17 protein-coding genes and 2 pseudogenes are annotated in these 21,990 nt (G+C 60.2%); 13 read left to right on the top strand and 6 right to left on the bottom strand.

Going from position 1 to position 21,990, the window contains the following annotated elements; genetic code table 11:
• The first annotated feature begins 18 nt into the window (after positions 1-18).
• A complete protein-coding gene (locus tag AAIO73_RS18120) occupies positions 19-2,448 on the top strand; it encodes an ABC transporter permease (RefSeq protein WP_345879948.1) in 2,430 nt (809 codons plus the stop codon).
• 208 nt (positions 2,449-2,656) lie between these two features.
• Positions 2,657-3,049: a Dabb family protein gene (locus AAIO73_RS18125; RefSeq protein ID WP_345879950.1), complete on the top strand. Its 393-nt coding sequence runs from the start codon at positions 2,657-2,659 to the stop codon at positions 3,047-3,049.
• A gap of 42 nt (positions 3,050-3,091) precedes the next feature.
• Here AAIO73_RS18125 and AAIO73_RS18130 read toward each other — a convergent pair whose 3' ends face one another.
• Both AAIO73_RS18130 and AAIO73_RS18135 read right to left on the bottom strand, forming a co-directional pair.
• Positions 3,092-3,481: a type II toxin-antitoxin system VapC family toxin gene (locus tag AAIO73_RS18130; RefSeq protein WP_345879951.1), complete on the bottom strand. Its 390-nt coding sequence runs from the start codon at positions 3,479-3,481 to the stop codon at positions 3,092-3,094.
• Positions 3,478-3,720 carry an AbrB/MazE/SpoVT family DNA-binding domain-containing protein gene (locus AAIO73_RS18135; RefSeq protein WP_345879954.1) on the bottom strand — a complete coding sequence of 81 codons (243 nt, stop codon included), beginning with the start codon at positions 3,718-3,720 and terminating at the stop codon, positions 3,478-3,480. Before AAIO73_RS18135 ends, AAIO73_RS18130 begins: the two co-directional genes overlap by 4 nt.
• 241 nt (positions 3,721-3,961) lie before the next feature.
• Here AAIO73_RS18135 and AAIO73_RS18140 point away from each other — a divergent pair, with 241 nt between their 5' ends.
• On the top strand, positions 3,962-4,648 hold the full coding sequence (locus AAIO73_RS18140) for a recombinase family protein (RefSeq protein WP_242121991.1): 687 nt from the start codon (positions 3,962-3,964) through the stop codon (positions 4,646-4,648).
• Here the strand turns inward: AAIO73_RS18140 and AAIO73_RS18145 are convergent.
• Entirely contained in the window at positions 4,626-5,030 is a 405-nt protein-coding gene (locus AAIO73_RS18145) for a response regulator (protein ID WP_345879957.1), read from the bottom strand. The two genes, AAIO73_RS18140 and AAIO73_RS18145, sit on opposite strands and share 23 nt — an antisense overlap.
• Positions 5,027-6,571 carry a sensor histidine kinase gene (locus tag AAIO73_RS18150; protein WP_345879960.1) on the bottom strand — a complete coding sequence of 515 codons (1,545 nt, stop codon included), beginning with the start codon at positions 6,569-6,571 and terminating at the stop codon, positions 5,027-5,029. The genes AAIO73_RS18145 and AAIO73_RS18150 overlap by 4 nt, the downstream gene beginning before the upstream one ends.
• Positions 6,572-7,164: 593 nt before the next feature.
• Between AAIO73_RS18150 and AAIO73_RS18155 the strand changes: the two genes are divergently transcribed.
• Positions 7,165-7,947 carry a type 2 periplasmic-binding domain-containing protein gene (locus AAIO73_RS18155; protein WP_056455842.1) on the top strand — a complete coding sequence of 261 codons (783 nt, stop codon included), beginning with the start codon at positions 7,165-7,167 and terminating at the stop codon, positions 7,945-7,947.
• Between the two features lie 525 nt (positions 7,948-8,472).
• Here AAIO73_RS18155 and AAIO73_RS18160 read toward each other — a convergent pair.
• Positions 8,473-10,578: a cadherin-like domain-containing protein gene (locus AAIO73_RS18160; RefSeq protein ID WP_345879962.1), complete on the bottom strand. Its 2,106-nt coding sequence runs from the start codon at positions 10,576-10,578 to the stop codon at positions 8,473-8,475.
• Positions 10,579-10,979: 401 nt separating this feature from the next.
• Here AAIO73_RS18160 and AAIO73_RS18165 point away from each other — a divergent pair, with 401 nt between their 5' ends.
• The 9 genes and pseudogenes from AAIO73_RS18165 to AAIO73_RS18210 form a co-directional block, all read left to right on the top strand.
• On the top strand, positions 10,980-12,065 hold the full coding sequence (locus tag AAIO73_RS18165) for a helix-turn-helix transcriptional regulator (protein WP_345879964.1): 1,086 nt from the start codon (positions 10,980-10,982) through the stop codon (positions 12,063-12,065).
• Between the two features lie 215 nt (positions 12,066-12,280).
• Complete coding sequence (locus AAIO73_RS18170; RefSeq protein WP_526023825.1) at positions 12,281-12,958, top strand: recombinase family protein; 678 nt, start codon at positions 12,281-12,283, stop codon at positions 12,956-12,958.
• A 242-nt stretch (positions 12,959-13,200) separates the two neighbouring features.
• Positions 13,201-14,190, top strand: a complete 990-nt coding sequence (locus AAIO73_RS18175; protein ID WP_345879966.1) for a glycosyltransferase family 2 protein — start codon at positions 13,201-13,203, stop codon at positions 14,188-14,190.
• A gap of 140 nt (positions 14,191-14,330) precedes the next feature.
• Positions 14,331-15,416 (top strand): CDP-glucose 4,6-dehydratase, encoded by a 1,086-nt coding sequence (gene rfbG, locus AAIO73_RS18180; protein WP_345879968.1) that lies wholly within the window; start codon positions 14,331-14,333, stop codon positions 15,414-15,416.
• Positions 15,417-15,518: 102 nt separating this feature from the next.
• Positions 15,519-16,292 (top strand): glucose-1-phosphate cytidylyltransferase, encoded by a 774-nt coding sequence (gene rfbF / locus AAIO73_RS18185; RefSeq protein ID WP_242121981.1) that lies wholly within the window; start codon positions 15,519-15,521, stop codon positions 16,290-16,292.
• 6 nt (positions 16,293-16,298) lie between these two features.
• Complete coding sequence (locus tag AAIO73_RS18190; RefSeq protein ID WP_345879972.1) at positions 16,299-17,633, top strand: NAD(P)H-dependent oxidoreductase; 1,335 nt, start codon at positions 16,299-16,301, stop codon at positions 17,631-17,633.
• The gene (gene rfbC / locus AAIO73_RS18195; RefSeq protein ID WP_345879973.1) at positions 17,630-18,178 is read left to right on the top strand and encodes a dTDP-4-dehydrorhamnose 3,5-epimerase; all 549 of its coding nucleotides are present in this window, start codon (positions 17,630-17,632) and stop codon (positions 18,176-18,178) included. The genes AAIO73_RS18190 and rfbC overlap by 4 nt, the downstream gene beginning before the upstream one ends.
• 16 nt (positions 18,179-18,194) lie before the next feature.
• Positions 18,195-18,302: pseudogene (locus AAIO73_RS18200) on the top strand (2Fe-2S iron-sulfur cluster-binding protein); the annotation flags it as partial.
• 831 nt (positions 18,303-19,133) lie between these two features.
• Positions 19,134-19,274: pseudogene (locus AAIO73_RS18210) on the top strand (ATP-binding protein); the annotation flags it as partial.
• Between the two features lie 370 nt (positions 19,275-19,644).
• On the opposite strand, the gene traA reads toward AAIO73_RS18210, so the two are convergent.
• Positions 19,645-21,990: Ti-type conjugative transfer relaxase TraA (traA, locus tag AAIO73_RS18215; protein ID WP_345879974.1), on the bottom strand; the 2,346-nt coding region annotated here is incomplete at its 5' end.

Genomic DNA, 21,990 nt, shown 5'->3' on the forward strand with positions numbered 1-21,990 from the left:
GGGAGAGGGGGGAAGGCCATGAATCGCTTCACGCTGCTGTCGCTCTATCGCTCGCTTGTGCGCCACAAGCTCTATGCCGCGCTCAATATTGGCGGCCTCGCGGTCGGGATCGCGGTGTTCCTGATCCTCGGCCTCTATGTCCGGTTCGAGACCAGCTATGAGAAATGGCTGCCGGATTACGACAAGGTCTATGTCGTACAGACGGTGTGGACCATGCCCGATAACCCGACCAGCGGCGCCTATGCCTATACGATGGGCGGGCTGATCGATCAGCTGCGCGAGGATTTTCCGGGTACGGTCGCCACCCGCATCAATGGCGGCGACAGCGCCGGCTCGATCCTGACCGACGGTCGCGCGACCAAGGTCAATGCGGCGCAGGTCGATGCCAGCTTCTTCCGGGTGTTTCCGTTGCCGCTGATCGCGGGCGACCATGCGACCGCGCTGGCACAGCCGGGCAATGTCGCGATCGACCAGACGACGGCGCGCGTCTATTTCGGCGACCGCGATCCGATCGGCCAGACCTTGGTCCTGTCGATGGACAAGGTACGCACCTACCGCGTCAGCGCAGTGTTCCGCGACCTGCCCAAGAACAGCGATTTCAAGCTGTCGGTGTTGACGCCGCTCACCCGCGATATGGCCAATGAATATTGGTACCACTGGGGCAGCTCGTCGCTCGCCAGCTATCTGCGGTTCGATACCCCGGCGGCGGCGCGCGCCTATGAAAGCAAGCTGACCGCGTTCGTCGACCGGCGCGGCAAGGAACTGGCCGATCCGGGCGGCAAGGCATCGGACATGCAGCATCTGACGCTGTTGCCGCTCGCCGACCTGCACCTCGAACCACAAGGCACCGACAGCAGTAGCGCCAAGACGACGGTCGTCACGCTGGGGCTGGTCGGCATGCTGACGCTGCTGATCGCGGTAGTCAATTACATCAACCTCGCCACCGCCCGTGCTGGGCTGCGCGCCCGCGAAGTGGCAATGCGAAAGGTGCTGGGCGCCGATCGCGCCACGCTGGTCCGCCAGTTCCTCGGCGAAGCGGTGCTGACCGTCGCCATCGCCGCCTTGGGCGGGCTGATCCTCGCCGAACTGGGGCTGCCGCTGGTCAATGCGGCGGGCGGGCTGTCGCTGACCATCCCGTACGGCGTGGTGGTACCGGCGCTGGCGCTGCTGACGGTGATCGTCGGCGTGTTGGCCGGGGTCTATCCGGCGATCCTGTTGTCGCGTTTTCCCGCCGCCGCCGTACTGGCCTCGGCACGGTCGCCCGGCGGGGGGCGCGCGGGGACGCGCATCCGCGAACTGCTGGTGATCGGACAGTTCGGTCTCGCCATCGCCTTCATGATCGGCACCGCCGTGCTGGTCGCACAGACACGCCATGTCCGCACGACCGATCTGGGGTTTCAGCGCGACGGGCTGCTGGTGCTGCGGTCGACTTCCGATCCGGCGGTACCGAAGGATCGCCTGCCCTCGATCCTGACCGCGATCCGTGCCCTGCCGCAGGTCAAGGACGCGACCATCTCGAACGCGGCGGTCGGCGGCAGCGGCGAGAGCAACAACACCAACATGCCGTTGCCGGGCGTTGCCGGGTCGGGACCGTCGCTGACCTGGGTTGTAGTATCGCCGCGCTTCTTCGAAACCCATGGCGCGCGACTGCTCGCCGGGCGCTGGTTCGACAATGCCCATGGGGCCGACGACGCCGGCAGCCGCAAGCCGGAGGATGGCGCGAACATCGTCATCAACCGCCGCGCCCTGACCCCGCTGCGCTTCAGGACAGCGCAGGAGGCGATCGGCAAGACGTTGGGCGGCGACCGTCCGCGCACTATCATCGGCGTGGTCGATGACCTGCGCTTCGATACGCCGCGCATCGCGATGCCGCCAACCTATTATGTCTACAGGCGCCAGCCCGAGAAGATCGGTACCTCGGTCACGACGATCCGTGTCACCGGCGACCCGCGCACCGCACTGAAAAGCCTCGAGCAACTTTGGCAGCGGATGGTGCCACAGGTGCCGTTCGACGCGAAGACCGCCGACGACCGCCTCGCCGATTTCTACGAAGCCGACGACCGCGCCACGCGGCTGTTCGGGATCGGCGCCGGCCTCGCCGTCCTCATCGGCTGCGTCGGGCTATGGGGTCTCGCCTCGTTCAACACGCAGCGCCGGGTGAAGGAGATCGGCATCCGCAAGACGCTGGGCGCGTCGTCGCTCGACATCGTCAAGCTGCTGGTCGGGCAGTTCCTGCGCCCCGTGCTGATCGCGAACCTCGTCGCATGGCCGCTGGCCTTCTTCGCGATGCGGACCTGGCTGGCGGGGTTCGAGGACGCGATCGCGCTGTCGCCGCTGTTCTTCGCCGGCGCGACGGCGGTGGCGCTGCTGGTCGCGGTGCTGACCGTGCTCGGCCAGTCGCTCCGCGCAAGCCGCGCGGCGCCGGCCTGGGCCTTGCGGCACGATTGATGGGGGTGGGCCTCCCCGGCACGGTGTCGGGGACGCAGTGATGCCGGATAGAAGCCGCCTGTTCCTCCGCCGGCTCGACGCGGTCCCCGATGGCTGCGCGGCCGGTTGTACTGCGGGAGTATCTGAAATTAAAAACGAAAGGGGTTCGCACGGACGCCTTGGCTTAGGATATGGTCATCGAAGGGCAAGGACGGGAGGCGATGTGGACGTGGATAGGCGGGACGTTCTCACGGGCATCGGGCTTGCCGCTGCGACGGTGGCCGGCGCCGAGCCGGCAAAGGCCGAACCCGCCGGCCGGATCCGGCATCAGGTGTTCTTCTGGCTCAAGCGTGCCGGAAATGCCGAGGACCGGGCGAAGCTGGTATCAGGGCTGAAAGCACTGGCAGCGATATCGCAGATACGGGAACTCCATGTCGGTGTGCCGGCCGGAACCGAGCAGCGCGACGTGGTCGATGCCAGCTTTGATGTGTCCGAACTGATGCTGTTCGATACGGTCGCCGATCAGAAGGCCTATCAGGATCATCCGACGCATCAGGCATTCGTCGCGGCGTGCGCGCCATTGTGGCGCAAGGTCGTCGTCTATGACAGCGTGCCTGCCTGACCACCCTATGAAGCGGATGGCCGCGACCGGCAGGGCATTCCATCAACGGATAATCACGACCTTCGCTGCGGCTTCGGAGGCGATGTCGCGCCACGCCTTGTCGGCCGTATAGGCGGCAACGCCGAGCTGTTTGGCTAGGGCGAGGCAGAAGCGATCGCCCAGCGACAGCCCGGCCGACGCCGTCGCTGCGCGCAGGTTGCCGGCCTCCCATGCCAAAGCGTCGTCGGCGGGAACGACGGTATGGGGCAGGGCGCCGAGCATGGCGCGGACCTCTTCGAGCGGCGCACCGAGATGGACGAAATGGCTGACGACCTCGGCCTGATTGACCGCGCATACCGAAGCGTCTGCGATGACGGCAACGACCTTGCCGGCCCCGCGCTCTCCTTTCAGCAGCGCAAGGATCGCCGAGGCATCGAGGACGACATGGGTCATTCCCCGCTATCCTCGCGCCGCGTGGCCAGAAAGGCATCAACCGACGCATTGGGTTGCTGCGCGTAGCGTTTGGCGATTGCCTGCGCTTTAGCAACCGCCTGCTCTACGGTACGCAGAACGACTCCGTCGGCGGTCTCTTCGACCAGGACCGCTCCGCCCGATTCAAGACCTAAGCGCTTACGGATGCCAACGGGAAGGCTCATGCGTCCGTTAGGAGTTATATTGACCTGTAGTGTCATGTGGCATCACTTTCACAGGATGACATTATTCGCCCTATATACCACATATGCAGTTTAAGAGACAATGATTGCCTATGCGTCGCTGTGTAGCGCATTGGTTGCAACAATGAACAACTACCAAGACGTTAGGCTATTTAAACACCGTTTGGTTGGCTAGGCCATGCAGGATCGGCTATGGCAGTTCCGAGCCGGTCGGCAGACGATAGGCTTACATGGGTATACCCAGTTGATCCGAGGAACGATGAGCGAGCAGCAAGGCAGCACGATACGAGCGGCGCGGGTGTACTTGCGCGTCAGTACCGACGAACAGGATCTCGCCCGGCAGGAGGCGATTGTGGTCGGCGCCCGTGCCGCAGGCTTTTATGTCGCTGCCGTGTACCGCGAGAAGGCGTCAGGGGCGCGGCCTGATCGACCCGAGCTCTTGCGGATGGTCGACGACCTGCAACCCGGCGAAGTCGTGATCGCCGAGAAGATCGACCGGATCAGCCGCTTGCCGCTTCCGGAAGCCGAACTGCTGGTTGCGACGATCCGGGGGAAGGGTGCGCGGTTGGCGGTACCCGGTATCGTCGACCTGTCCGACTTGGTCGCCGACAGTTCAGGGGTATCACGTATCGTGCTGGAGGCGGTGCAGGACATGCTGCTCCGCGTCGCGCTGCAAACCGCCCGCGACGATTACGAGACGCGGCGAGAACGCCAGCGCGAGGGGATTGAGATCGCCAAGCGGGCAGGGCGTTATACCGGGCGGAAGCCGGATCTGGCCCACCACCGCCGTATCGTCGCGCTGCGCGAAGCCGGTATGAGCATTGCCCGCACGGCGGAACTGGCTGGTTGCAGCATCGCGCAGGTTAAGCGGGTCACGGCGCTTCATCGACGCAGCGTCGCGGTATCAGAAACTTCGCCTGGTGTTACTCGGCCTGCTTCGAACTGACCGACGCTGCATCCCTCACGGCAGCAATCACCTGCGGCATGGAAGCTGGCTTTTGAAGTTGTGGTAAGCCAGCAAATCTCGTTGGCAGTAAATGTTTGTCGTATCCACTAAGCAAAATTACCGGCACCGATCGTGATATCAGTTGGTCAATAAGCTCAAAGCTCATTTCTCCGTCCAGATTAACATCGACGAGGGCTGCGTCGGCGGAAAAACCGTCACTCCGCGCGAACTCCAACGCATCGGATAGCCTGCCCAAAGATGCGACGATATTTGCTCCTTGGTCCTGTAGCGAGCGCTCTAGGAGTACCGCGATAAAGTATTCGTCTTCAACTATTAACGTGCGGCACCCATTTAAGGCACTTTCTGGAAGGATCGCGTTCAAGCTGCAACTCCGTTTGTGCGAAGTGGTACAACCATGCAACAAGACAAGTCGCTCTCGCGGAGTTCATATGTGCTCGAGCCACCAAGTTGCCGGGGAACGGCCCGCTCAATCAGCTCCCGTCCAAAGCCTTTTCGGGAAGCGGGAGTGGGCTGGATGGATGAGAAGCCCGCTTCGTGCCATTTCAAGGTGAGGCGGCTAGGCGGGCCGTCAACGTCCCAACTAATCGTGATGCTTCCGGTGCCAGCACGTAGCACGCCGTATTTTAGCGAGTTCGTTAGGAGCTCATGAAGCAAAAGCGCAAGCATTTGAACTATGGTACGCGACAGATTGACGTCCGGTCCACCTACACTCAACCCAACGGTACTCACGGCATCGCCGATGCTGTCGATCTCCATCGATACGAGATCGTTCATAGTTACCGGCTTAGTGTCAGCATCCGTAAGTAGGGTCTGCACCCTTGCAATAGCCTGCAGCCTGCCGTGGAAAGCCGGCGCAAACTCCGACCATTGCTGGGCAGTGGCAGCGGTTTGAAGCGCAATGCCCTCGACGATCGTCAGCAGATTGCGTGTGCGATGTTGGAGTTCGGCAACGAGCAGTTGCTGCGACACTTCAAGGCGACGTTGCTCATGTATGTCGGTGAACGTCCCCATCCACCGGAAGGTCGTTTCGTTCTCCCAATATGGGAGGGCGCGGCCATAGTACCAACGGTACACACTTTCGTTGTCGTGCCAAATCCGACAATGAACTTCGAACAACCTTTCGATGGCTGCCGCTGACCACGCCTTGTCGACTGCGGGAAGGTCCTCAGGATGCACCTTCGTTCGCCACCCCAGGCCGAGGCTGGACCGTTTGCGCTGACCGGTGATGAGTTGCCACTGAGGGCTTGCCCATCGCCAGCGCGCATTCGCGTCTGCGCACCATATGAACTGCGGTATGTTCTCGACTATCAATGCGAGATTGCGTTCGACGGCTTGATGAGCCTTCGTTTCACGCTGGCGTGCTTCGTTGGATTCGACCCGCATGATGCCTGTAGCGACGAGGCCAGCATAGATACGAAGGAACGGAAGATCCGAAGAAAAGTCGCGCGGCTCTCGTGTACTGATATGTAGATGACCGAGCACTGGAGTGCCGGGACCATCGAGTAATGGCAGTAACGCCAACCCACGTTGCCCAAAGCGTTGTAGAAGGTTCTTCGTTTCGAGCCCGATCTCGATATCGATGTTCGGCACGATAACGGGCTCACCGCTGTCGAGAAGCGCGCTTTCTAACGACCCGTCATCCCGCCGAGCTACCGTCCCGCCAACGTGCAGTTCGTCTATTCCTGCACCCGCTCGCAATTGGACCGTGCGAGCTTGGTCACTCAGTCGGTACATGAGGACCATGTCTGCCTTAACCGCTTCGCACACGCAGCGGCACGCCTCACGCATGATCAAGTCAATGTTTTCCGACTTCAGCGCAAACTCAGCGAACGTCGCTAGCATTTCCTGCTCGCGAGAGGCGGCCGTACCGACCGTGTGTGTAGTGTCGCGAACTGCGACCATAACCTCTCCCGATGCCTTTAAGGTGGACATCGAATTCCGATTGGCTTGTAATTCTAATCAGGATCGCACGAACCAGAAATGGTGCCAACATTTTTAATTTAGAATCAGCGATATCGCGGTAACGAGCTATATAACGGACCATCGCTTACAGATTGCTGTCCACATAGTGTCGGCATACCGCAATTCGTGAAACGGCACGCGCTATATCGGAGGGAAAGCAACGACCTGGTTGTCGTATTAATCAGCCATCGAAGCAAGCGGGGACGGCACGCTATTTATTTTAGAATTCCGCTTGCGGTCCACTGACGGTCGATAGCGGACCCTTTGGATGCCAGCCTTGCCATGATTCGTATGATGCAGCAAAGCTGGCCTACTCCATTTAGAGTAAGCCGCAGTCGCATACCCCATTCTGAGTATATTCTTGGTTCGAATAAAAGCATATTTTACAAATACTAACTTATGTAACTGGATATTATCCGGCAACTTGCGCTTACTATGTGCTCAACAAAAATTCGTCTTAGCAGCGAGCTGTATGCGTACCGCCCCATGAGGTGCCTTTACCCATGGGTAAATACTTACGGATGAGGTGTGTTATGGCATTTCGCAATAATAGCGTTCTCATTACCTCGGCTACCGAGGTTGCTGTCATCGCTAACGGAACTGCGGACGTATATGATGCGGGCGGCGGCTCGCACGCCTATGTCATTGCCAGCGGCAAAGTGGGCAATGACAGCTTCGTAAATTTCGGAAGCGATGATTCCATCCTGAACGGCAAAAAAATCTTTGACGGGAATAATGATGGCTTCATAGCGTTCGGACCGAACGGCGTTCTCGATATAGATCGTAGTTCACGGAGCAATGCCGGCGAGGACCATTTTCAGATTGTCGGCGAGAACGAGAACGCGATCTTGTTGTTGCGATATCTCGGCGAGAAGGGCGGGAACCACGTCTACGCTGACGCTGGAACGTTATTCAACCTGTTCGACACCTTTGGCGAAGCAAGCGTTATCGAAGGCGACGTTTCCAACGACACCATTGACGTTAGCGGTGGACAGAGGGTTGTGTTTCATGACAACGGCCTTGGTCTGAACCTAGGCAGCGATACCGTGACCGGTTTTGGTGACGATGATCTGTTCGTCACCACCCGGCTATTGTTCGATCGCGATGGTGACAACACCGTTACGTTTGGTGGTAACGCTGTTCTCGATACGTCGGGTACGACTGGTCCCAACTCGAGCGATCCATCCAAGGGGCCAGGCGGTCAGGTCAACTTCACGGGCATCTCAGGACTGGCTTACCTCGGATCGAACGAAGTCGACGGAACGACGTACTATTACTATGGGACTGCGACGACTACGGTCGATCCGATTATCTGATAGACCACAGCCGCCGCGATGAAGAGGCTCGCCGAACAGTCGGCGAGCCTTTTTTTCGGCTTCACTCGCATATGGGGAATCAGTAACGCATCTTTAGCTCACGTAAGGCAACGGGAATTCACACGGGTCGCCGGTCAGAACCACGGCGCCTGTTGGAATGTCGGTGTGCATGAATGGGCAAGCCGTTGTCGATCAAGCCATGGTCGCTGCAGCCGGCTGCAGCCGATTTGGGACACGTTGCTAAGATGCAACGCGGCGGTTCGGGAGCGATCCGGTGGCACGACCAGCGCGGCAGCGCAGGTACTTACGCCACCAAGGTGCATGGCAACGATTCCCGGACTCGATGGATATAGAAGCATTCGCCCATCATCCGGCGCTGCACGAAGCACGGCATCACGCCACACCGGACGAATCGTGACGGAATTCAGAGCAGGCAAGTGAACTGATGGGGTGGAGGCCCCTTGAATAGATAAGCAGATATTTTGGAAATGGACGCCCGTTCGTACGGCGGGCGCCCATCACGCATTAGCCGAAAGTTTCCAGGTCCGCCGCCGAGCCAACGCTGCTGTAGACGTAGTACGTCACGCCGTTCCGCGTTACCGACCCATCATATTCGATGGCTGTGACGACCGCACCCAGCGCGTCCCTGATCGAGACGGAACCGCCCTCGCCAGGGTCGCTCCCATCGCCAGGAGCTCCGGTTCCTCCCGAAAGGTCAAGGACGCGATTGCTGCCGAAGGCGATGATGCCATCGCCGTTGCGATCGTTCAGCCGCGTGGTGGTCACCAGTAGGTCGTTGCTGCCGAACGCGGTGATGTTGTCCGCGCCAAGATCGAGATCCAACGCGGTATCGAAGAAGAACACGTCGCCCGCGAGATCTCCCTCGTCTCCGGAAAGGCTGTCGTCACTCAAGACGTAGCCTTCCTTCGCACCCGTCGGCCTCACATACGCCGCACCATAGACCCAGTTGTCCTCACAGGCTTCGCCGAGAACTCGAAGCGCGGACACGCCATCGATCGCGATCGTACCGCCGGCGCCGCTGAGGTCGAGCTTTCGGTTGCGCCCCAGACCGATGAGGCCGTCGCCATTCGAATCCCTGAGCATCGTGTCCGTCACGAGCACGTCGGACGCGCCGAAGTTGGTGATGCGGTCGTCACCTGTATCTGCGGCGGCGCTGAAGAAGAACGTATTGTGGTAGTCGGCGCCGGTGAGGACTTCGTTGGCACCGGACGAGCCGTTCACGGTACCGACGCGGTCCACCGTAGGGCAGCCCGGCGGGTCGTCGCCTCGCACCAAGAGCTCGACGACCGTCTCTCCGCTATCGTCCTCCCCGTCGCTTACCTGATAGACGAAGCTGTCCTGTCCTTCGTATCCCGCGTCCGGCGTGTATGTGAACGAGCCATCGGCATTGAGCGCCAACGTCCCGTGCGAAGGACCCGTAAGCAGAGATGCGATCAGCGGATCGTCTTCGGCATCGGTGTCGTTCGCCAAAACGCCCTCCGGGGCAGCGACCGTCAGGACGGTATCGACCCCCACGACGTAGCTGTCGTCGTTCCCGACAGGTGCCGCATTCGACAGACCGGAAGCAAAGCTCGCGCCGCCGAAGGTGAGGTATGATTCATAGAAGTCATAGCCGAATATCGAAAGCTGGAACTCTTCCGACGCTTCGACGCGAATGACGCCGGGCTCGATGTTCACATTGGCAACGCTCAGATCAGTGCCGGCGATCGATGTGAACTCGTTCGGGTCGACGAGCGCACCGTTGATGGTCAGCGTGTCGAGCGCAGCCGTCGGAACTATCAGGTTAAGGAGGTTGCTCTCTAAGGCGTCCGATCCCGACGGGGTGGCAACGACGTACGAGTCGAGCCACGTATCCGTTCCCGGTACGAAGCTGAGTGCCGGGTCGCCTTCACCGCCTGCCGTCGTTGCGCCCTGTAGGTACTGAGCGACCAGTGCGGGACGGGACGTGGTCACGACTGCGGCAGTGTCGGACAAGGTGAATTCGTGGAACGATCCCCTCGACAGGGTAGCCACGACCGACCCGTCGACCACTACTTCGGTCCCGTCGTAGGCGGCAACGACCCGTACCAGATTGTTCCCCGTTCCCACATCGAATGCCTCGCCGAGCACGTAGCTCTGCGACAGAGCGCTGATCGGCGGCATCTGCTCGATGAGATGGTCGCACGCCCCGTCGCCGATGTTGGCGCAACCCGCACCGCTGAAGACGGCGACGTTCTCCGTCGAGGAAATCAACGTACCAGTCAGGTTCAACCCGCCAGAAATGTTGATTCCGAGTGCGGCGTTGGCCGATGCGTCGACTGTCGAGAACTTGAACGTCTCGCCGGCATCGAGCTCGACCGTAGACTGCTGCCCATTAGGCAGCGTGAACGTGACGATAGTGCCATCCTTGATTGCCTGAACCGAGAACTGGCCGCCGTCGAGAATAGTGCTACCCTGCGAAGCGATGATGTACTCTTTGCCGAGAGTTTTTTCGCCGAAGATTACGGATAGATCGGACGTGGCATACTCGCGCTGCGATAGAAGCGCAGAGATGGATCCTTCCGATTCGATAACAAGTCCCTGGTCGTTGATGCCGGTACCGAACATGGCCAGGTTCTTGGGAAGCAGCACCGCAACCGAGCCGTCCGCTCCAATTGTGGCGGTTGCCTCATAGCCGGAACGCGACCTTATGATCACCGTCTCTCCCGCCTCGCCGAATATGAATAGATTGTCGGTACCTGCGTTATCGTGGTTCTGCAGTACGCTTACATATAGTCTCTCTGTCATAACTAATCCCTCCCCGAATTCACGACACGGAAATATGCTACTGCAACCGATCACAACCGGCTTTTCTTCTCCTGCTCGATTACATCCGAGTGATCGTCGAAGACGTTTCGATGAACGTCCCGGCGTTCCGGATTTTCGAGCCAAGATTTCTCGTTAACCATGCATTTACAATGTGCTACACAGCACGGCGTCATCCGTTCGAGTGATACCGGGAGGTTTGCTTAAAAAACTTGGGGAGGCCGAAGATGGAGATGAGCGGCAACTCACTGATAGATTCGATCTACGAAGCAGGTATCATGCCGTCTCTTTGGCCCGATACCCTCGCTGAGCTTGCCCGGTTTTTTAGAACCCGTGGCGCGTTACTTATGGTGCAGTCCGGCGGTACTGAAAGATGGACGGCATCGCCGAGCCTCGGCTCACTCATGCGAGATTTCGAGGAACAGGGTTGGTCCAAGCATAACATACGGGCTGCCCGCTGCCGTTCGCTATCTTCCTACGCTGGTTTCGTTACGGACCAAGACATAGCCACGCCGCATGAACTCGAGACCTTGCCGATCTACACTGAATTCCTGAGACCACGGAGTCTCGAAGCCGGTGCAGGGACGACGATCCAAGGCATCAAGATGGACGGCCTGATGATTACCCTTGAAGGTTTCGACGGATATTTTAAAGCGAGAGAGGCCGTAGCACAACTGGACCAACTCCGGCCTCACTTGGCCCGCGCCGCAGCGATTTCCGCACGGATGAAAATGGAACAGGCGACTGCCGCTACCGACGCTCTGGCAGCGATAGGATCAGCAGCGGCAGTTCTTGCAACAGACGCTACTATCGTAAGCGCCAACTCAGCGTTCTCGGCCCTGGTCGCAAGTTCTATTGGTGACAGGACGGGCCGTCTGACGTTTTCGGAGCCGGGCGTCGACGTCGAGTTGTCAAATGCACTGGCAGCGGCGAACTCGGGCATTGGGCGATCCATCGCGGTCAGAAGAGCTGGTCAGGCGATGTTCGTCATTCATGTCGCTCCTTTGCTTCGATCCGCTCAGGACGTGTTCTCCGTTGGCGCCGCTCTCGCAGTCATAGACGTACCTGGACGCTCGGCGTTCCTGGACGTGCAGACTATCCGCAGCCTCTATGATCTCACACCGGCCGAATCCAAGGTCGCCTGCCTCGTAGCCGAGGGCCGGACGCCGGCCGAAGCCGCGAAGTCGCTTGGCGTTTCCATGGAAACGATCCGAACCCACCTCAAGCGAACCTATGCGAAGACCGGCACCGAGAGACAAGCCGGACTATCGATACAGTTGAGGAGCCTAACCGGCCGCCTGCCAAATCCATAATAGGCTTATCGCAACCTCCTAGGCGCGTTGATGAAGGGGTGCCGCCTCCATGATGATGCGTGGCCAGATCAACTTTGATACGGACGATTGTGAACGATTACCGGTGCCGTTCATATCTTTCGAAACGCCGATCGCGATCTGTTCTCGGAAAGAATAGGTTGCCTCGCTTCGAATTGGCTAATTGCTATCTTGAGTATACCCAGTTGAGCCGGGGAATGATGACCAATCAGCAAAGCACGATCCGGGCGGCACGGGTATATCTGCGGGTCAGCACCGACGAACAGGATCTGGCCCGGCAGGAGGCGATCGTCGCCGGCGCGCGCGCGGTCGGCTTCTATGTCGCGGCGGTGTACCGCGAGAAGGCGTCGGGTGCGCGACCCGATCGGCCGGAATTGCTGCGCATGGTCGACGACCTGCAACCCGGCGAAGTCGTGATCGCCGAGAAGATCGACCGGATCAGCCGCCTGCCGCTGCCCGAAGCCGAACTGCTGGTCGCAACGATCCGGGGGAAGGGGGCACGATTGGCGGTGCCGGGGATCGTCGACCTGTCCGACCTGGTCGCCGACAGTTCGGGCGTCCCGCGTATCGTGCTGGAGGCGGTGCAGGACATGCTGCTTCGCGTTGCGCTGCAAACCGCGCGGGACGATTACGAAACGCGGCGCGAGCGCCAGCGCGAGGGGATCGAGATCGCCAAGCGGGCAGGACGGTACACCGGGCGAAAACCGGATCTTGCCCACCACCGCCGCATCGTGGCGCTGCGCGAAGCCGGCATGAGTATTGCCCGCACGGCGGAATTGGCTGGTTGCAGCATCGCGCAGGTCAAACGCGTGACTGCGCTGTACAGAGCGAAGGCTGTTCCTGTCAATGAGGAGGGCATTAGTGCCGAAGCATGATCGAGCCGTGACGGCTTATGCCGCCTTAGGGGTAAAAACACGAGGACAACACCTATGCAAGCAGTAGTCTGTCTACAACCGCACTGCTATATAAGCGTTATTGCGAATCATTATACAAATTGGTCTTACGGTCTCAGTTAGACACATTTTTGGGCATAAATGCTCTATTTTATAGAAACAACCCGTCAGGTAGGAGCAATATAAAGTAATATCCGTGGTGGTTGCCGCGGGGGGGGGCATGCATGGGACATACGATTTCCGCGGTCGTTTTGACATACAACCGCAAGGAACTGCTCGTTCAATGTTTGGACGCGATTCTTCGTCAGGAGCGTCCGGTCGATCACGTAATCGTGATCGACAATGGCGGAACGGACGGTACGCGGGAGTGTATCGCCGAGCGGTGGGGTGACCGGGTCGAAGTTTACCAACTGCCGCATAATCTTGGCTCCGCTGGTGGATTCAATGCGGCCATGCGCATCGGCTATGAACGCGGCGACAACGCGATTTGGCTAATGGACGACGATGTGATTCCGGCACCCGATGCGCTGCAAAAACTGTTTGAAGCAGAACAAACGCTGCAACGGCGTGCCATCGACGCACCCTTCGTCATATCGACAGCCTGGACGCCGGACGGGCTCTTGACCAACGTGCCGCCGCCGGATTGCAGTACCAACAGCATTTCCTACTCGCAATGGCCGATGCTGCTCAGCGAGGCGATGGTACCAGTACGTCGTGCTACGTTCGTGTCGATCCTGCTCAAACGCGAAGTTCTGTCGGTACATGGTCTGCCAATCGCCGATATGTTCATGTGGACCGAGGATACCGAGTTTACCGAACGCATTACGCGTTCGACACCGGGTTTTTTCGTTGGTACCAGCAATGTTGTTCATATTCGTTCGACACCCGGCACGCTCAACATCCGTACGGAGACTAATCCCATACGGATCCGCAATCACTACTATTTGCATCGTAACAATGTCTACTGTACGTGGAGGCGGCAGGGCTGGAGAGGTGTGTTTTCGCTGGTCCGCAAATATGCGCGCTTCGCGATGAAGCTGCTTTACGAAGGCGAGTGGACAAAGGCCCATATTGTTGCGTCGGGCACGCTGGCCGGATTGTTCTTTCGTCCGCCAACGGAACGTGTCGACTCGCCATGCGATCTCGAAGCATTGCGCTCGCAGGAGGTTCGGCTCCCAATCGCGATCGAACAGGCTGTCGCGACTAGTAGCTAGCGTCATTTGCACCCGATGTCGGGCAAAGCAATCCGCCATGCCAGAAGGACGGCAGTCGGCCGGATGGATGACGCTACCGCCTCATACCGGCGTTGCGTCTGTCTCGTGCGGACAGACACGCTACCAAATAGGAATTCGAATTGCCTATCTCTGCGAACGACTACCGCGCTTGGCAGGGACGCCGGGTACTCGTTACCGGTCATACTGGGTTCAAGGGCAGCTGGCTCGCCTTGTGGCTTTGCCAGCTCGGTGCCGAGGTGACCGGCCTTTCACTCCCCGCGCCGACCGAGCCAAGCCTGTTCGACAGGGTGCGGCTGCAGGAGCTGGTCGATCATGTTGAAGGCGATATTCGCGATCCCGCAACCGTCGACGCCGTGGTGGCGCGAGTGCAGCCAGAGGTCATTTTTCACCTTGCTGCCCAACCCATCGTCCGAACGTCCTATCTGCAGCCGGTCGAGACCTACGCCACCAATGTCATGGGAACCGTCCATGTCCTCGACGCAGCACGGCGGCTCGGCAATGTTCGCGCCATCGTCTGTGTGACGACCGACAAATGTTATGAAAATCGCGAATGGGTCTGGCCCTATCGGGAAGATGATCCAATGGGCGGCTTCGATCCCTATAGCAGCAGCAAGGGGGCGGCCGAGCTTGTCATTGCGGCTTATCGACGGTCGTTCTTCCCAGGCGAGCATATGGCAGCGGGCGGAACCGGCCTGGCATCGGTCCGCGCTGGCAACGTAATTGGCGGCGGCGACTGGGCGCTTGACCGCCTGCTCCCCGACCTAGTCCGCGCCTTTGAACGAGGAACAGCACCGATCGTCCGCAACCCCGGTTCGGTTCGTCCCTGGCAGCATGTGTTGGAAGCGTTGGGGGGGTACCTCATCATTGCCGAACGCCTGCTAGTTGGCGATGCCACAGTTTCGGAAGCGTGGAATTTTGGTCCGTCTGAGGAAGACGCGCAGTCAGTGGCATGGATCGTCGAGCGCATGACGGCGCTTTGGGGCAACGTGTGCCCGCCGGTCGTCGAACCCTCGAAATCTGCGTTTCACGAAGCGCATCTATTGCGCCTCGATTGCTCGAAGGCTCGCGCGCTGCTTGGATGGCGACCCCGATTGCGTTTGGAGGAGGCACTGGCGTGGATAGTCGACTGGCATCGTCGAATTGGAGCGGGAGAAGACGCACGTGAAACGACGCTGCAACAGATCATCTCTTATCAAAACCGATGATGTCGGAAAGTTCATGCGAATAAACGAGGTATGTCTTGCTGTTTTGAAGGTGTCGAACCATTCAAAACGTGACAGGATCATATCGGAAAAAGGGAAGTTTCAGTGAAGGTAGTCCTGCTCGCCGGTGGGTACGGAACGCGTCTCAGCGAAGAAACGACGGTCAGGCCAAAGCCGATGGTAGAGATTGGTGGCAGGCCGATCATGTGGCATATCATGAAATATTATGCACATTACGGACTTCGTGATTTTGTTATACTGGGGGGGTACAAGGTTTCATATATCCGAGACTATTTCCTAAACTATCGCGCGAACGAATGTGACTTCACGATCGACCTGAAGTCAGGTGGTGTGGAGTGGGCGCAGGCAGTTGGAGAAGACTGGCGAGTGACGGTGGTTGATACCGGCAGCGAAACGATGACCGGAGGGCGGCTGCGCCGCGCACGCCACCTTCTGGGGGACGAAACCTTTTGCCTGACCTATGGCGACGGTCTTAGCAACGTCGACCTCGATAAACTCGTGGCTACCCATCAGGCTTCGGACGCTTGGTGTACGTTGACCGCCGTGGTGCAGCCGGGGCGATACGGTGCTTTGCACCTGAACGACGACAGCACCCATGTTCAGGGCTTTCGCGAAAAGGGTGAAACGGATGGAGGTCTGATCAACGGCGGTTTTTTTGTCTGTGAGCCGCAACTTCTCGATCTGATCGACGGCGACGATACCGTGCTCGAAGATCAACCGATGGCACGGCTGATCGAACGGGGCAAACTTGCCAGTTTCCCGCATCATGGGTTCTGGCAAAGCATGGACTCTTTGCGCGACCGCCATGTGCTCGAGGAGCATTGGCTGAACGGTGCGCCTTGGAAAATTTGGGAGTAAGTTAGCATGATCCTGGTTGATACCGCACTCGCTCGCTGCGAGGCTCAGGGGCATCCTATTCGCGTGGCCCTGATCGGTGCCGGAACGCAAGGTGCTGCCATTGCACGTCAAATTATCCAAGCGACCCGTGGGATGCGGTTGGTTGGCGTAGCGAACCGGCACGTCGATCGCGCGGTCCGTGCCTTCACCGATGTCGGTATCGAACCGGTTGTCCGCAGCGGACGTCGTGTTGAGGAAGCGATCGCCGCAGGAATGGCGGTTGTGACCGAGGATGCGGTGGCGCTGGTCCAGGCGGATGGCGTCGACGTGGTTGTGGAAGTAACAGGATCGTTCGACTATGCTGCCCAGGTCGTTCTTGCGGCGATCACCGCCGGCAAGCACGTTGTCCACATGAACGCGGAACTCGATGGCACGGTCGGCCCGATCCTCAAGCTCAAGGCAGACGCCGCAGGTGTCATCTACAGCTTTTCCGATGGCGATCAGCCAGGCGTTGAGATGAACCTGTACCGTTTCGTATCAGGTCTGGGTGTAAAGCCTGTACTTTGCGGTAATATGAAAGGGCTTCATGATCCCTATCGCACACCCGAAACGCAGAAGGCGTTCGCGGTCAAATGGGATCAGAACCCGGCCATGGCGGCATCCTTTGCGGACGGCACAAAAATCTCGTTCGAACAGGCAATCGTCGCTAACGGAACGGGTTTCAGGGTTGCACGACGTGGCATGCTGGGGCCCGACTTCTCGGGCGGCGACCCTTATGCACCATTGGTACCATTGGAAGATACGGTGTCGGCGTTCGCCGATGCCCTCGATCGCGCTGAGCATGGCTTGGTCGATTATGTCGTGGGTGCACGGCCAGGGGGGGGTGTGTTCGTCCTAGGAACGCACAACGACCCCCGGCAACAACACTTTCTTAAATATTATAAGATGGGTGATGGGCCTTACTACTGTTTCTATACCCCCTATCATCTGTGTCACCTCGAAGTGCCGACATCCATTGCCCGTGCCGCGTTGTTTGGTGACGCCGTTCTGGCACCACTGGCTGGGCCGCAAGTGGGCGTGGTCGCCGTTGCCAAGACCGATCTGCGTCCTGGCGATCTGATCGATCAGCTGGGCGGATTCGAAGTCTACGGCGTGGCGGAGAATAGCGACAGCGTCGACGCTGAGGATCTATTGCCTCTTGGACTGGCGCTGGGCTCGACGATCGTCCGGCCGGTAAAGAAGGATCAGCCTCTGGTCTTTGCCGATGTCCGGTTCCCCACCGGACGGACCATTGATCAGCTCTATGCCGAACAGCGCGCCCGATTTGGCCGACCGGCCATGAACGAAGGGTATGTCGCATGAAATTCATTGAAACCGAGTTGCAGGACGCTTGGCTTGTGGAGCTTAATCCTCGGGGAGACGAGCGAGGGTCGTTCGCCCGTAGCTTTTCACGCGACGAGTTTGCCGAGCGGGGACTGGTCGCCAATTATATTCAAGCGAATGTATCAGTATCGGCCTGCCGGGGAACAGTTCGTGGTCTTCATTTTCAGAAGGCGCCGCATACCGAAGCCAAGCTGGTCCGGTGCGTACGCGGAGCAATCCTGGACGTCATCGTCGATTTGCGCGGTCAATCGCCAACCTATCTCCGGCATCAGGCGTTCGAACTGTCCGCGTCCAACAGGCAGCAACTCTACGTTCCCCCCGGTTTTGCCCACGGATTTCAGTCGCTCGTCGATGACATTGAGATCACCTACATGGTGTCTTCGTGTTACACCCCGTCTGCGGAAGGCGGGCTGCGCTTCGACGATCCGGCGCTCGGCATCGTATGGCCCCTGCCGGTATCAGTCATTTCCAACAAGGACGCGCACTGGCCGTTGCTCGCGAACAAGGCGGACGCACTGTTCTAGAGTATCTGTAATGGTCAAGCGGGAGCTGCTTGACGTATCCGAGCATCGCACCACTCGCTCGCGGTTATCATGCCAGCTTCGACCAGCGGACGGCCTCCGGGTCACCATCGCACCCGAAGAATGACCGGCCTGTTACGAAGCTGACGCCGCAAATGTGCTAGAGCAAATTCCGAGCGTCTTGAATCGAGTAGGGATTCCCAAGCGGCTTGAAGTCTGATTCTTGATTTTCACCGGTGACGGGAGGCCGGTCAGATGGGCAAGCCGTTGTCGATGGACCTGCGCGAGCGGGTGGTTGGTGCGATTTCAGGAGGCATGTCACGCCGGGCGGCAGCCGCGCGGTTCGGGGTGAGCGCGGCCAGTGCGGTGCGGTGGGCAGCGCTTCAGCGCGATCAGGGAAGGCCCGTGGCCAAGCCGCAGGGAGGTGACATGCGTTCGGTCGCAACGGAGGCCAAGGCGGCGCGCATATGGGCGCTGTACGAGGCTGCTCCCGACATCACCCTTGCCAAGTTGCGCGCGGCGCTAGCCGCCGAGGGGATCGCGGTGGCGGTATCGACGCTATGGCGCTTCTTCGCGCGCCACGGGCATACGCGCAAAAAAGACCGGCCACGCGCAGGAGCAGGATCGCCCCGACGTCCTGAGCGCGCGCAAGGCCTGGTTCGGCGGCCAGCTCGACCTCGATCCGGAAACGCTGGTCTTCGTCGACGAGACCGGTGCCAGCGCGAAGATGGCGCGCCGCTACGTGTGGATCGGCGTGGAAAAGGGACCCTGGTAGCGGGGTGATCGGCGTCGAAAAGGGACCCCTCATCCCGTTGGTCTAGGCTGTTCGCTTGGCGGTGTGTCAGGCGGCGAGATCGGGATGCTGGTATTGGAGACGGTGTTGAGGATCCGGCGCGAGCACGCGTCGGGGAAGGCCATCAAGGCGATAGCGCGGGACCTGCAATGTATGTGCGAGCCTACCGGCAAGACGCATCTCGCCACCGCCATCACTGCCAATGTGGTACGAGCCGGCGCCCGCGGACGCTACTTCAACACAGTGGACCTGGTGAACCGGCTCGAGGAGGAAACGCGCCTTGGCAAGGGGGATGTCGTAGCCGCGCTGCACCTCGATCAGGTGAGACGCGCAATTACGGCTACCGGGTTCGAACCGGCAAGCTCTACAGCGCAACGCTGATCTTGGCCGCCGCGACCATGTTCAAGCGACAGCGTTCACTCCCACCGGCGTCTATCAAACGCAGCGAACCGCACTCACGTCGGCCCGGTGGTGTTAATCGGCCCCCTTTCCTACTGCCTCAATCAACGGCAGCAGGAATGGTACGGTGTTAATGACCCCCCTTTCGCAGTCCTAACGCGGAGGGGGGAACGCAGGACTAGTGTTAATCGCCCCCCTTTCTGTACCCTGCTCCCGAGCGCAGATAGCCCCTCGGTGTTAATCGCACCCCCTTTGCACCTCGTCCCGGAGCCTGCCGCTAACGTCCCCGCCCGCGATCATCCCGTCCGCGTTCGCGTTCGCGCTGTTTGATCCGCTCCCGTTCCTGTTCCTGCTGACGAAGGCGTTCGGCACGACGCTCGCGCATGACAGCCTCGTACAGCTTGGTAAGGTGGGGTTGCGCCCGCTCAACCCTGGCGCTCGCCAGCTCATCACCCCGGTGCCGCCGGTGTCCGGTGACAGGGCCAAGATACTCTTTAAGCTGCCCCACTCGCTTGGCGAGCTGCGTAGAACGCCGCTGTAGTCCGCGCGCCGTTTTCTCCCAACTCGCTTGCGCTGCCTGATAGGCTGAGCGCCGCAACACGGCCAAGGGTCCGCGGGGCGGCAGCGGCTGTTTGCGGGCATGGTCGTCCCGCACCGCCTCATGCCGCTGGTACATGCCACTTGCGCGCTTTCCAGCACGCTGCGCTCGTGCCTGCACCCCGGCAAGCTCACGGCCATGCTCTGTCGTCCAACGCTGCACCACCTCCTCGCGTGTCGGTCGCTTGTGACCTTGTGCGCCTGCGTTTGGCTTGTCCTGGACCCGGTCGACCATTTGGCGCGCGAGGTCCGGAAACTGGATCTCACGCCGGTCGGCAAAGGCGCGAGCATGGTCATAGTCACCGCGGCCGGTTGCATAGTCACCGGCCATATCCTTGCCACGGTCACGCGACAGCACCTGGGCAAGCTTGCCTTGGTCAGCAAAATCGTCGCGGCCGTAGTGAAGCTGCACCCCGTCACGATGTCGTGACAGCCCGACATAGCCACTGTGCCGGTCCATGCCTGGTGTAGCGAGGACATGACCTAGATCGACGGTCACACCCTGCGACTTATGGAAGGTCGCGGCATAGCCATGATCGACCGCGGCATAGTCCTTGGCCGCAAACGTCACTTCCCGGCCGCCATCGAGCCGCACCGTCATGCCTTCGGGACTGACGCGTGCAATTGTGCCCAACGTGCCGTTCTTGACCCCCATCGAGCGCTCGTTGCGCAGGAACATCAGCCGGTCGCCTGCCGCGAAGTCACGCGCGCCGCGATCGGCCGCGAACGTCACGTCCTCGCCCAACTCACCTGTGGCACGCAGCCGCCCGCGCGCCTCTTCGTTCAGCTCACGCACCTCGGCATTGGTGTGAGTAAGAATAATGCGGGTCTTGTCCGGCTCAGCCTGACGCTGACGATCCCATCCATCGACCAGGGCGGCTCGCGCCTGTTCGCGCGTATCGGCCGCATGGACCATGCCGCGCTTGGCATAGGTGTCCAGCGCCTCTCCGGTACGGCCTGTCGCCAGCGCCCGCGTAGCCTCCCGCTGCCATTCCTCACGCTGGCGGCGAACCTCGGTGATCTCAGCTGCCCCATGCCGCTCGGAGATCGAGCGGAACGCCGCCCCCGCCTCGATCGCCTGCAACTGCTCAGGGTCACCTACCAGCACCACCTTGGCACCGGCATCACGGGCATGGCACAGCACCCGTTCCATCTGGCGAGTGCCAACCATGCCCGCCTCGTCGACGACCAGCACGTCCTTCGGACCCAACTGGTCACGCCCTTTCGCCCAACCATGCTCGAGGCTGGCGATGGTACGCGACTGGATACCCGAGCCGCCCTCCAGATTCTCAGCGGCAATCCCGGACAGGGCCGCCCCGCGTACCTGATAGCCCTCGCGCTCCCATGCCTCACGCGCAACGCCCAGCATCGCCGACTTGCCGGTACCGGCATAGCCGATGACCGACGCCAAGCCTTCCTTTCCAGTAATATGCTGGAAGGCATCGCGTTGCTCGCCCGACAGGGTAAGCCCCCGCCCCTCTGCAGCCTCCAGCGCACCGGCACGATGTCGATCGCTCACACCATGATTGCCCTGGCCGGCCAGCTCATTGCCAGCATGCTCCAACCTTGCTTCGGTCGCGATCATGTCGCGGGACGTGAAGCGTTCCTGGCCGCGTCCGTCCTTGCCCAGCGTCACCAACTCGGGGCTGACGCGCACCGCTGCCATTACCCGATCGAACTGCTCCTTGCCGTCCGAATGTCGGAACGCGAAGGTGGCAAGATCACGGGTCGTGAAGGTTGCCTGTTGCCGGGTAATCCCATCCAGCGCGATCCGCGGATCAGCGGTAATCTTATCACCATTCTCCCGCGCAATGCGTCGGTGATCTTCGGCGCGCTCGGCACCTTCGCCACGCTCAAGCCGGCGCATTCCTGCCGGACCGATCTTATGCTGCGGCTCCAGCGCGATGCCCTGGTCGGCATAGGAACGATGGTCGATCCGCGCATCATGCCCCAACTCGGCCAGACGTTCATTGGCATGCGCCGCCCATGCCTCGCGCCATTCCTTCAGCAGCTCGTTGCCGTTCCA

Origin of the sequence: Sphingomonas epibiotica (assembly GCF_039615155.1) — a bacterium.
In the GTDB taxonomy this organism is placed as follows: domain Bacteria; phylum Pseudomonadota; class Alphaproteobacteria; order Sphingomonadales; family Sphingomonadaceae; genus Sphingomonas.